16 protein-coding genes are annotated in these 11,527 nt (G+C 35.3%); 8 read left to right on the forward strand and 8 right to left on the reverse strand.

The window, feature by feature from the left end; all coding sequences use genetic code 11:
• Nucleotides 1-55: 55 nt before the first annotated feature.
• Both ACXAGJ_RS17535 and ACXAGJ_RS17540 read left to right on the forward strand, forming a co-directional pair.
• Nucleotides 56-535: a hypothetical protein gene (locus ACXAGJ_RS17535; RefSeq protein WP_474841504.1), complete on the forward strand. Its 480-nt coding sequence runs from the start codon at nt 56-58 to the stop codon at nt 533-535.
• Between the two features lie 153 nt (nt 536-688).
• Complete coding sequence (locus ACXAGJ_RS17540) at nt 689-1,225, forward strand: TIR domain-containing protein (RefSeq protein ID WP_474841506.1); 537 nt, start codon at nt 689-691, stop codon at nt 1,223-1,225.
• A gap of 5 nt (nt 1,226-1,230) precedes the next feature.
• Here the strand turns inward: ACXAGJ_RS17540 and hemL are convergent, their stop codons facing one another.
• Genes hemL through ACXAGJ_RS17555 form a run of 3 tightly spaced genes read right to left on the reverse strand, consistent with a single transcriptional unit; the run spans nt 1,231 to nt 4,332 of the window.
• Nucleotides 1,231-2,517, reverse strand: coding sequence for a glutamate-1-semialdehyde 2,1-aminomutase (gene hemL / locus ACXAGJ_RS17545; protein ID WP_474841508.1), 1,287 nt, complete (start codon nt 2,515-2,517; stop codon nt 1,231-1,233).
• Nucleotides 2,518-2,519: 2 nt separating this feature from the next.
• Nucleotides 2,520-3,389, reverse strand: coding sequence for a glucosaminidase domain-containing protein (locus ACXAGJ_RS17550; RefSeq protein WP_474841509.1), 870 nt, complete (start codon nt 3,387-3,389; stop codon nt 2,520-2,522).
• 7 nt (nt 3,390-3,396) lie between these two features.
• Nucleotides 3,397-4,332, reverse strand: a complete 936-nt coding sequence (locus tag ACXAGJ_RS17555; protein ID WP_474841511.1) for a 1-aminocyclopropane-1-carboxylate deaminase/D-cysteine desulfhydrase — start codon at nt 4,330-4,332, stop codon at nt 3,397-3,399.
• A gap of 85 nt (nt 4,333-4,417) precedes the next feature.
• Here ACXAGJ_RS17555 and ACXAGJ_RS17560 point away from each other — a divergent pair, with 85 nt between their 5' ends.
• Nucleotides 4,418-5,344 carry a polysaccharide lyase family 7 protein gene (locus ACXAGJ_RS17560; RefSeq protein ID WP_474841513.1) on the forward strand — a complete coding sequence of 309 codons (927 nt, stop codon included), beginning with the start codon at nt 4,418-4,420 and terminating at the stop codon, nt 5,342-5,344.
• Nucleotides 5,345-5,348: 4 nt separating this feature from the next.
• On the opposite strand, the gene ACXAGJ_RS17565 is transcribed toward ACXAGJ_RS17560, so the two are convergent.
• Complete coding sequence (locus ACXAGJ_RS17565; RefSeq protein ID WP_073318788.1) at nt 5,349-5,675, reverse strand: hypothetical protein; 327 nt, start codon at nt 5,673-5,675, stop codon at nt 5,349-5,351.
• A gap of 28 nt (nt 5,676-5,703) precedes the next feature.
• On the opposite strand from ACXAGJ_RS17565, the gene ACXAGJ_RS17570 reads away from it, so the two are divergent.
• From ACXAGJ_RS17570 to ACXAGJ_RS17580, 3 genes are all read left to right on the forward strand, one after another.
• A complete protein-coding gene (locus tag ACXAGJ_RS17570) occupies nt 5,704-5,880 on the forward strand; it encodes a DUF5522 domain-containing protein (RefSeq protein WP_473282397.1) in 177 nt (58 codons plus the stop codon).
• An 82-nt stretch (nt 5,881-5,962) separates the two neighbouring features.
• Complete coding sequence (locus ACXAGJ_RS17575; RefSeq protein ID WP_073318791.1) at nt 5,963-6,511, forward strand: DUF4136 domain-containing protein; 549 nt, start codon at nt 5,963-5,965, stop codon at nt 6,509-6,511.
• A 90-nt stretch (nt 6,512-6,601) separates the two neighbouring features.
• Nucleotides 6,602-7,216, forward strand: a complete 615-nt coding sequence (locus tag ACXAGJ_RS17580) for a DUF4230 domain-containing protein (RefSeq protein WP_474841516.1) — start codon at nt 6,602-6,604, stop codon at nt 7,214-7,216.
• A 167-nt stretch (nt 7,217-7,383) separates the two neighbouring features.
• On the opposite strand, the gene ACXAGJ_RS17585 is transcribed toward ACXAGJ_RS17580, so the two are convergent.
• Genes ACXAGJ_RS17585 through ACXAGJ_RS17600 form a run of 4 tightly spaced genes read right to left on the reverse strand, consistent with a single transcriptional unit; the run spans nt 7,384 to nt 10,034 of the window.
• Nucleotides 7,384-8,073: an alpha/beta fold hydrolase gene (locus ACXAGJ_RS17585; protein ID WP_474841517.1), complete on the reverse strand. Its 690-nt coding sequence runs from the start codon at nt 8,071-8,073 to the stop codon at nt 7,384-7,386.
• Between the two features lie 52 nt (nt 8,074-8,125).
• Nucleotides 8,126-9,049: a leucine-rich repeat domain-containing protein gene (locus tag ACXAGJ_RS17590; protein WP_474841519.1), complete on the reverse strand. Its 924-nt coding sequence runs from the start codon at nt 9,047-9,049 to the stop codon at nt 8,126-8,128.
• Nucleotides 9,050-9,493: a nuclear transport factor 2 family protein gene (locus tag ACXAGJ_RS17595; RefSeq protein WP_474841521.1), complete on the reverse strand. Its 444-nt coding sequence runs from the start codon at nt 9,491-9,493 to the stop codon at nt 9,050-9,052.
• Between the two features lies 1 nt (nt 9,494).
• Nucleotides 9,495-10,034 (reverse strand): AAA family ATPase, encoded by a 540-nt coding sequence (locus ACXAGJ_RS17600; RefSeq protein ID WP_474841523.1) that lies wholly within the window; start codon nt 10,032-10,034, stop codon nt 9,495-9,497.
• Between the two features lie 278 nt (nt 10,035-10,312).
• On the opposite strand from ACXAGJ_RS17600, the gene ACXAGJ_RS17605 reads away from it, so the two are divergent.
• Nucleotides 10,313-10,645, forward strand: coding sequence for a single-stranded DNA-binding protein (locus tag ACXAGJ_RS17605; RefSeq protein WP_474841525.1), 333 nt, complete (start codon nt 10,313-10,315; stop codon nt 10,643-10,645).
• Nucleotides 10,646-10,917: 272 nt separating this feature from the next.
• Nucleotides 10,918-11,511 (forward strand): Crp/Fnr family transcriptional regulator, encoded by a 594-nt coding sequence (locus tag ACXAGJ_RS17610; RefSeq protein WP_474841527.1) that lies wholly within the window; start codon nt 10,918-10,920, stop codon nt 11,509-11,511.
• The last annotated feature ends 16 nt before the right edge of the window (nt 11,512-11,527 follow it).

Here is an 11,527-nt window from a genome sequence, read left to right on the forward strand (position 1 = left end):
ATTTCGACTAGGTTTGCCTTATCATTTCATTTATAAACTTTTAACATTCACACAAATGGCTCTAGAAAATATAATACCCATTTCTTTTTCTGACCACGAATTGCAACAACTTAGTTTTGGGATTAACGCCATAAACGAAGTATTAAACGGAAAAACTGTAACCCTATCCCCAGAACAGAGAAAACAATACGGACGTATCGCAAATCAAAACAAACAGATTGTAGATTGTGCCAAGAAACATATGGAAAAACAACCGAAATGGATTCCTAATTTTCTGGACAAAGAAGAGTTTGATCGGGATTACCACACTCGGAAACAACTCGATTCTCAAGTAGAAAAACTAAAGACACTTACCCAACAACTCATAGACACTAAGATGTTATTGGATTATGATAACTATTCGAATGCGCTGAGTTTTTACAGAATGGTTCGTTACCTGGCAGGAGAAAACGAACCCAATGCAGAAGAGGTATATCAGGAAATGAAAATACTTTTTGGTAAAAACAAAACAGTTACCGACGAATCCGAAGAATAATTAGCCTATTATTTATTAACCACTTAGTGTTCTTAGCCTCATCATATTATTTTTATTCTATTAAAAAATATGATGAGGCATTTATTAATTCATTAATTTACAACAAAAGACATCTTTAAAACGTTATTCGTAGTAACCAACTTATCGCTTCACATGAGTATACTTCCAAAATACGGTTTGCTTCAATATCGAAACTCGGCTAGATTTTATATCAAATCAGTAGAAGAAAGCCTAGCGCTTTTCAAACAGGAAACCAAAGATCATAAAACCCCTTTGTTCTTAATCCACAAGCCAGATCAGCAAGAAGAACTAGATAGCGCAATCAACTTTTTGAATAATTTCAGAGTGATGCTCTATGTAGACTGGTTAGACGATATAACTGAAGATGATAAAAGTGAAGAACTTACCCAAACTATTTTGCAAAAAATCACCGCCTGTGATAAGTTCATTTTTTTGGCCACAGAGGAAGCGTTACAATCCAAATGGTGTAATTGGGTAATTCGTCTGGCAAAAACCAAAATTAAGACAGAAGATATTATTATGCTTCCTGTGCGCAGTGATTTTGATGATTTTCAAGGAGAAGATATTCTTCAAAAGCATCCGTATATCTACGAAGTAGAAGAACATCTTTATCATATCCAATATCCAAACGGAGATAGCAAAGAACTAGCCGATTGGATGAGGCACTAAATTCTTTATAAGTGATTTGCGATACGCTCTACTGCTTTAATGGTTTCATCAAGATCTTCATAAGATAATGCATCTGTGATAAACCAGGTTTCAAAAGCACTTGGCGCAATATAAATTCCTCGCTCCAGCATACCGTGAAAGAACTTTTTAAAAGTCTCATTATTTCCATTTGCGGCAGTATCAAAATCCACGACCTTGTCTTCTGCAAAATGTACAGAAATCATGGAACCTAATCTATTGATCGTATGCACTACACCTTTGGCAGTCAATACTTCTGCCATTCCTTTATGTAAATAAGCAGTTTTTTCTTCAATAGACTTAAAAATTTCAGGCTGTGTATGTAATTCAGTTAACATTGCCAGACCTGCTGCCATAGCTAGTGGATTACCGCTCAAGGTACCTGCTTGATATACTGGTCCTAAAGGCGCTAAATGATTCATTATTTCTTCTCTGGCCGCAAATGCTCCTACAGGTAATCCTCCTCCTATAACTTTACCAAAAGTGACAATATCTGCATCGACACCTAGTAGCTCCTGTGCCCCACCTTGAGCCAATCTAAAACCAGTCATCACCTCATCAAAAATCAATAACATATCATTGGCATCACAAAGCGTTCGTAAACCTTCTAAAAATCCTGGTACAGGAGGGATACAACCCATATTACCTGCAACAGGTTCTATAATGATACACGCAATTTCTCCTTTGTTAGAATTTACTATACTTTCTACCTGTTCCAGATCATTGTATCTGGCCAACAGGGTATCTTTGGCAGTTCCCTGTGTTACTCCAGGACTATTAGGGCTTCCAAAAGTAACCGCGCCACTCCCCGCTTGAATAAGAAAAGAATCACTGTGCCCATGGTAGCATCCAGCAAACTTTATAATTTTATCACGTCCTGTATATCCTCTAGCCAATCGCACTGCACTCATACAAGCTTCGGTACCTGAATTTACAAATCGAATCTTATCGATATTTGGCACCATAGCGACAGCCAATTCTGCTATCTTGGTTTCTATCTCGGTAGGCATTCCGAAACTGGTCCCCTTTTTAGCTTTTTGCACAACAGCATCTACAACAGGAGGATAAGCATGTCCCAAAATCATTGGCCCCCATGAATTGATATAATCAATGAGACGATTACCATCCTCATCAAATAAATAAGCACCTTTGGCTTCTTTTACAAAAATCGGGTCTCCTCCTACAGCTTTAAATGCTCTTACTGGTGAATTTACACCTCCCGGGATTACTTTTTGCGCCTCAGCAAACAGAGCGCTACTTCTTTGATAGATCATATTTAATTAAAATCTTCTTCCTCTTCTTCGGCGGCAACTCTTAGCACCTGTCCGATTTTGATATTATTATCTGCTAAATTGTTATATGCCTTTAGCTCTTCAACTGTAATCTTATACCTTTTGGAAATAGAATACAGTGTGTCTCCTTTTTGTACCAAATGCCCACTACTTTCAGTCATTCTAGACACCACTGCTACCTCTTCTTTTCTAGGCTTTCTATTCTTCTTGCGACCTAAAACCTGATCGTCATATTTATCTAAATCATAACGTTCTATAATACTAATAAGTTTTTGGGGATACTTCTTATCAGTAGCATATCCTGCTTCTCTCAGCCCCCTTGCCCAGGATTTATAATCCCTTTTGTTAAAAGTAAATAATCGGGCATATCGCTTTCTATTTTTCAAAAAGAGTGAATGGTCTCGGAATGACTCGCTAGCATCATCGTATTTCCTAAAACATTCTTGTAATCGATCATCATCGTGATATACTCTATCACCTTGCCAATCGTGACATTTAATTCCGAAGTGATTTTTTGCCCGCTGTGTAAGATCTCCATAACCAGCACCAGACTCCAAAATACCTTGAGCAAGCGTTATACTCGCAGGAATCCCATAAGATTTCATTTCTTGTTTGGCAATACCTGCATATTCAAAAATATATTGTTGTACACGTTCTTGATAGGAGAGTGTAGTTGCCGGTTTCTTCGAGCTTTCTTTTACAACCTTTTTTTCTGTAGGCTTTTTTGTTTTGGCAACAGTAGTTTTATGCGATGGAACAGGTCTTTTGGTTCTAGAAGTGGAGGTTACTTTTTTACTTCCTCCACAAGAAATTAGAAAAAAAGTACTCAATAACAATACAATCAGTTTCTTCATTTTTGCATCAAATTGTAATAAGGGGTAGCTTCTTTTTCATTAATTTTTTATTCATTCCTGCTATACCCTGTACCCCTCCGGTATGCACGGCTAAAATACGAGTATTTTTTTTAAAAACACCCTTTTCTACAAGATCAAAAATCCCATAAACCATCTTAGCTGTATAGATAGGATCTAATGATATTTTTTGCTCTTTGCTGAACATATTGATAAACTCAATAAGCTCCCGATTTATTTTACCATAACCTCCAAAATGATAATCAGTAATCAGCTTCCAGTTGGTCCTGGACGTGTATTTTTTTATTTCATCAGAAAGAAAATCACCTTTTAACGCAGGGAAACCTATTACCTCTTGATCTAAGGTAGTACCATTAATAATGCCAGAAATTGTCCCTCCGGTTCCTACGGGGCAACAAATCACGTCGTACATTCTATCCTGATGGGTCAAAATTTCTTCGCAACCTTTTACCGCCAAATCGTTAGTCCCTCCTTCAGGGATTAGATAAAAATTACCGAATTCTTTGACAAGTTCCTGCAAAACTTCTTTGGTGTCCTTGGACCTGTAAGTAGTTCGATCCATAAACTTGAACTGCATCCCTTGCTGATTGGCAAAGTGTAACGTATCATTTTCTGATAACGTCTTAACTAATTGTACTCCCAATTCTTCTCCCCGGATTACCCCGATCGTTTGAAAACCCATTAATTTACCTGCCGCGGCAGTCGCAGCGATATGATTACTAAAAGCCCCACCAAAAGTAAGAATAGTAGCATATCCGGATGCTTTTGCTTCTATCAGATTATATTTCAACTTCCTGAACTTGTTCCCTGACACATGCTCATGCAATTGATCTTCACGTTTTATATGTAGCGTAACAGACGCAGTTTCTAAAATGGGATGCGTAATGAGTTGATTTTCTGAATGTACAGTTTCTGAAAAAAGCATGAAAAAACAGTGATTTTAGTTGATCAAAAACCTTTTTATTTATTTTTTACTATTTTTGGTCAACCAATTTAATGATTCTTGAGTTATGATTTTCAAAAATAGGTTTTTCGTATTAGTATTCCTTGGATTTGTTCTATGCCTTGCGAGCTGCAGTTCTTCTGAAGAACAAGAAGAACTTAACCCTCCACCTGTATCTGAAGAGCCTGATCCAGAACCAGACACAGAAACTGAGGATGACAATAATAACGAACAAGAACGTCAGGCAAATGTTATCTGGAAAAATTGGTATTTATCTGTCCCTATCGATAGAGGTAACGGTAAAGCAACTTCGATATATTATGAAGCAATTGAAAATGATGAATTGACCGAAGAACAACGTCAGTACTTTTACAAAAATAGCGACGGAAGCTATACGTTTTATACCAAATTTACTGGTTTTACTACTTCTGGAGGTTACGATTTGGACCAAAGAAAATACTGCCGAACAGAATTAAGAGAATACTGGAGAGGTAATCAAACCACAACCGATAACTGGTCTATGGCAACCGGAACTCATATTATGGAATCTACCTTACAGGTAAACTATTGTAAAGGAAATAAGCAAACTTATGTAGGGCAAATACACGGAATTAAAAACGAAGCTTTGGAGCTTCAGAATTCTCCTGCAACCGTAAAAGTACAGTGGTATGATGGTGATATTGTAATTGAGTATTATCAAAAACCAGAAAGTGGAGAATGGACTAGCGACGGAGATGCAAAAATCAATATTGGACGTGTAGAGCATGAAAAATTCACCATTTTTCTTAAGGTTGAAGGTGGTAAATTATTGTACAAACTGTACTGCGAAGCCAAAAATATCGATACTGAATACGTAACCGTTTATGATTATGTTGGAAATGGATATCGTTATGAAAACTACTTCAAAACTGGAAATTATTTCAAATGGGATGACGATTATGAAGAAGATTCAGAAGTTGTGCTCTATGGTGTAAAAACCTCTCATACTGAATAGCACACTACCAATATTTCATAAAACTCCAGAGTTTTCTCTTTTTCAGATAATCAAGATCGTCTTCATTTTCGTAAGCTTCTCTCTCAAAAGAGATATTTCTGTACGCCAGTTGCGAGTTTCGATATTGTATTACTCTTACGATATATTCTAAAAGATAGATGAGATAGAAGGGTAATACCAATAACTCGGCCTGCTGTCTCAAATGGATGCGTTCGTGATTGATGAAGCTTTCATCTTCCTTTAAGAATGAATCTTTGACCACAATAAATGGCCAGAGCGCAATCCCTACGAAATGTCTACCTATCAAATATTTGTTAACAACAACGCGCATATACCTGCAAGATACTTATTTTTGTATAATGAATGGTCCTAAAAAAATAATAACTCCAAAAGAGGGAGATTATTATATTACCCCAGAAGGGTATCGTTGTTTTACAGAACAATATCATCTAAGAAGAGGATATTGCTGTGAAAGTGGTTGCAGACACTGTCCATACGGATATGACAAGAAAACGAATAGTTACTCAAAAAAATAGTGTTACATTCCCTTATATGGTATGATTATTGTGGCCTATTTTTTTGCATAAGATGTTGTTAAACCTATAAAATCCAGGGATTATGAAATTTTTTTCACTTTTATCATTAATCCTTATCATAACATTGAGTTCTTGCACTACGGTAAGAGTTGCTTCAGATTATGATAAGAAGGCTAATTTTAATACATATAAGAGCTACGCTTTTTATAAACCGGGTATCGATAAGGCAGAAATTAGCGATCTCGACAAAAAACGAATTCTACGTGCTATTGAAGCAGACATGAACGCAAAAGGCTTCCAAAAGTCGGACAATCCGGATGTTTTGGTTAGTATTTTCACCAAGACCAGAGAAAATGTAAATGTATACCAAAATAACTGGGGCTGGGGTTGGGGCCCAGGATGGGGTTATGGATGGGGATGGAACCCATGGTTTTGGGGACCAAACTATAATTCTGTTTCTCGAGTTACTGAAGGCACCTTGTACATAGACCTTATAGACGCGTCTAAAAAGGAATTAATCTGGCAAGGTATGGGAACATCTGCTTTGACCAATAAAGTGGATAAAAAACAAGAAAAAATGAATGAAATTGTGGCGGCTATCCTAGAAAAATATCCTCCAGAATTGAATTAACAGATACAACAAAGTTAAACGCAACAGCCTTTCTTATACAGAAAGGCTGTTTTTTTATTGTACTTTTATAGAGAACTTGACAATACAACTATGCGAAACTTTCTACTAGGGGCAGTAATCATGGCTTTATTGGCTTTAGGAATTAAATACTTTATTGATTCCTCAAATACCCGAAAAACAGAATTGGCATCATCCGATCTTATTTTAAATCAGATCAAGAATGTTGGCAAACTTGTAGTCACCGAAGGTAATTTTGCTGAAGTAATTACATACAAAGATGCCAAAAAGTATTATTGGGATTTTTTTACAGCCAAAAAAGCAGCTGTTATTGTAGTTAATGCAACAGTACAAGTTTCTTACGATCTGGGTAAAATCGAGTATATTCTTAATCAAGAGAATAAAACCGTAACGTTAACCCATATTCCAGAACCAGAAATCAATATCAATCCAGATATCAAATATCATAATCTTGTTTCTGGATTCTTGAATCCATTTTCTGCAGAAGATCATAATGAAATACAAAAAAAGGTAATAAAAGAGTTAGATCGTAAGGTCCGAAAATCCACCCTGATCACCAATTCTGAAAATCGTTTGATTAGCGAACTACAAAAGATTTATATTCTCACCAATTCCTTGGGATGGCGATTAAAATACAATCATACAGAAATCACTAACGAGTCTGAGATCAAGCAATTAATCGATTAATTTTGAACAAAAAAAGAAGGAAAGAGAGCTCTCTTTCCTTCTTCATATAAAACCTGTTAAAAGAAATTTGCTTTGTCCCTCAAACTTCTCGTTTTGATACAGATTATTGTTTTGTACTTATTAAACGCATCACTTCTAATATACCCCACCCCCTATCACAAAAAAAATTAATTATTTATAATATTTGTAATGAAGGACGCTAACTGCTCCTTGTTTACTTTCTCTATTTGGTGAGGAAAATCAAGAATTTCTTTCAATGTACTAGAAGGTAACGAATTGCTTACATGCTCTGATTCTTCTTTGGTCACCATAGTATCCAAACTTCCTAACAGCACAACCACTTCGGTTTGTATGGATCCCAACACTTGATCATCAAGAAGTGGTTGATTTCCTAAATTCCGCATTAAATTCCCCGTTTGAAGAACTACATTTTTCCAGTTTTCAGGACCGTGTAATTGTGCCAAATAATTGGCGAATTTTGGTACTTTTTCTTCAATTTTATCAGGATTAAGCATCTTTACCTCTTTGGCTGCAAACGCTGGAGACCAATCAAATTTTGTTCCTAAGGTGATAATTTTTCGGACACTTCCAGGATACTTATGCTCAAAGTTTAATGCTACGTACCCTCCCATACTATACCCAAAAATGTATACCTCTTTAAGATTATGAGACCGAATAAACGAATGCACGTTATCCGTAAAAAGTTCAATACTAAAGTCTTTTGTCACTGTTGTTCCCCCATGCCCATCAAAATTAAAGTCATGCACTTCAAACTGTTGAGATAAAATACTTTTCAATTCCTGAAATTGATCCACGCACCCTAGAGCTCCATGGAGTAAAAGAATATGTTTTTTCATCTTAATAGGATATAAATTTTATCGTGAAGAACTGTTTCATTTCCACATTATTTTAAAACAGCACTTTGGTATTCGTCAACTTTTCTATAATTCTGATTTTCTCTGCTTCGGAAAATTTATTTTGGCTCAAATCCAATACCACGAGCGTTTTTAAAGATTCTAAATTTTGGGGTAAATTGTTCAAACCAGATTTTCTGATTAAAAGCACCTTTATGTTCTGTAGTTGTTTCAACTGATTTGACAATAATTCCAGATTCATATTTGGATTTTCATCCAGCACCAAACCCTCTAAGTTTTGCATCAACGCTAATTCTTTAGGAAGATCTGTAAGCTGGTTCGCACTCAATACCAAAATTTTTAATGACGGCATTCGAGATAATACTTTGAAACCTTTGGAAAGATTTAGTTTCGGGTTATGACTTAAATGAAGTTCTTGTAAACTTCCTAAATGCACCATTTGTTCGGGAAGTAGGGATATCTCATTTCCGGAGAGATATAAAAAATCAAGCTTCTTTATCTCTCTAAGAGTCTTCATACTTTCTGCCAAATCCAATTGATTATTGGCTAGATCAACTTCCCTAAGATTAGGGAAATGAATAAAAACTTCTGGAGTATGTTTGAAATTATTTTTCCTAAGGTTAATTACTCGTAATTCTTGTAAACTCTTTAAATCATCCGTAAGCGTGCTCAAATTATTATCTTCTAGATTCAATAAGGTAAGTGCTTTTAATTGGTTGATTCCAGAAGGTAATTCTTCAAGATTGCATCCAGGAATATACAAACTAGATAGTTGTGTAAGTTGATCAGCCTGTTTTTCCAGAACCGAAATATTTGAACAATTCAGGCGAAGTGTTTTTATTTTTTCCGGTGCTTCAAAAACACCCTCTACCAAATCGTTTGGGTTCTGCTTTTGAGCATATATTGTTGGTAACAATAAACTGGTAGTTACCATGGCAACAATTACAGATCTCAACATCTAACTTTTATCTTTTATACTACTAATTTTATTCCCTTTAAATGTAAACTCAGAAACACCTTTGAGTTGCAAGGTATCCCCGCTTTTCATCCCATTGGGAAGATCTACCGCCAAAATCCCTTCATAGTCTATTGTAATACGGGCTAGGTCAGTATCAAACTGCCATGACGTAATGGTTTGTTTTCTTTCTTTAAAAAATGATGTAGCAGACTCTGCTTGTTTTACAAACTCATCCAGGCCTTCTATTTTGAGATCCAGGGTATCTCCGGTATAATTTTCGAAGACAATATCCTGATCCAAATCTCGAATCATCCCTTCTACGTCAAAATTATTATAAGAATTGACATAGTTTTCTATCATCTGCTTTTGTTCATTTTGCATGGTATCATTTTTTTTACAGCTCATCAAAACTCCAAACACTATGAATATCCAAAGACATCTCATATTAGATCGTTTTTAATTTGGTCACCACCAGATGTACTTTATTTGATAACTCCAGACCTCCATCTATTTTCAAAACAGGGCAGTCCAGTTTTTTTATCCAATTCTTGTGAATCTTAAGTGATCTTCCCTCAAAATCATCATTTTCATACTGATTGGCCCATTGCAAAAATGCTTTAGAATTTTTCTGAATCTCTTGATCTGTTTCTAACAAATTCCCGTATCGTTCATTTTCTCTTTTATGAAGCCTATCCATTCTTTCTTCATTATCCAAATACAGAAAAATAGCCAAATCAAAGGCTATCTCCCATTCTTTCCCCCAGCTTACCATAGAACCACTCATCACTACATGATCATAATGTTTGAAATCTTGCTTCAAATGCTCATTTCGTTCTTGTAATGGCACTTTTTCGACAAACGGAGGTTCTGTTTTTCTCCAATAATAATCATCGACATCCAAATGCACAAAACCTGTTTCTTTTTCAATGGCCTTTCCCAATGTTGTGGTTCCCGAACCGGAAGCTCCAAATATTAATATTTTCATCAGACTGATTTATAATTATGCATCAGAACATATATCATTATGCTTGCATCTAGCCATTTACATTCTAAAATTAACTAATTCCCAAATAAAAAACACCTACCCACCTTTATTCACAAAGCACTAACAATCAATATTATAAAAGTTTTCAAACGACTACAAACGATTACAAACGAAATTAAATGCTTCCTAACCGAATCCCATTTGAACTTGATACTATGTTTGCATCGTCGAAACATCAGAACTCGATAGTATCAATTGTTTAACGAAAACTAAAAATTATGAACACGCTTAAAAACAAAGTACAGTTGATTGGAAACTTAGGACAAGAACCAGAAATCGTAAATCTGGAATCTGGAAAAAAATTGGCAAAATTCTCCATTGCCACCAATGATTACTATTACAACAAATCCGGAGATAAAATCACGGATACACAATGGCATAATATTGTGGCATGGGGTAAGACCGCAGAAATCATTGAAAAGTATGTAAACAAAGGACAAGAAGTAGCTATTGAAGGAAAGCTCACCTCAAGAAGCTATGAAGACAATGATGGACAAAAACGGTATATTACAGAAGTTGTTTGCAACGAATTGCTCATGCTTGGTAAATAACTTCGTAAGATCAATATCATAAATACGACTATTAAGGCTCCTGAACGGAGCCTTTTTTATTGGATTTTGGGTGACCAAATTATCCAAAACAGGCAGTTTGTCGTCTGAAGTAAGTTTTGAAAAATTAACACAGTCAGGGTGTTATCAAAATTCATTATTTTTAACAATACTAACTATATAAACCAATTTCTTTTTTGAACACGTATACCAAATATTGGTTTCTTGAAGGGTTTAATCTTTTTCAAAAACTCGGACGCATAACCATGATGCGTATGTGCGAAATTCTTGAAATGGAGAATATTAACAAAGGAGAAACCATTCACCTTATCAACAATGATGAGAAAAGTATTTTTTTTCTTAAAAAAGGAAGCGTAAAAATTGTTGATACTTCAAACGATACTACAAAGTACTTAGTAAAAAAAGGAAACATTTTTGGAGAACTATCTTTATATAACGACTTATCGCCAGCAGAAGAAAAAGCAATTGCCTTAGAAGACTGTATCATTTGCTATATAGAAGCCGATAGAATGGAAAAAATCATGCAAAAACACCAATCCTTAAAAAATGGTGTACTCAAAGTGTATGGTTTACGAATAAAAAAACTAGAACGCAGACTTCAAGACTTATTATATAAAGATAGCACTTCCCGAATCACTGATTTTATTACCGATTACATACAAGAATTCGGACAAGTAGAAAATAATAGAATGATAGCCAAAAACCTGTTATCACATAAAGATATTGCCCACTTAACCAACACCTCAAGACAAACGATTAGTAATGTTTTGAGTCTATTACGTAAAGACAACATCATTGATTATGATTCTCAATATGTTTCTATGCTCAAAAAACCTATACCGATATAAAACTAGCAAAAGACAC

This window comes from Aquimarina sp. AWH4_224, assembly GCF_056160245.1.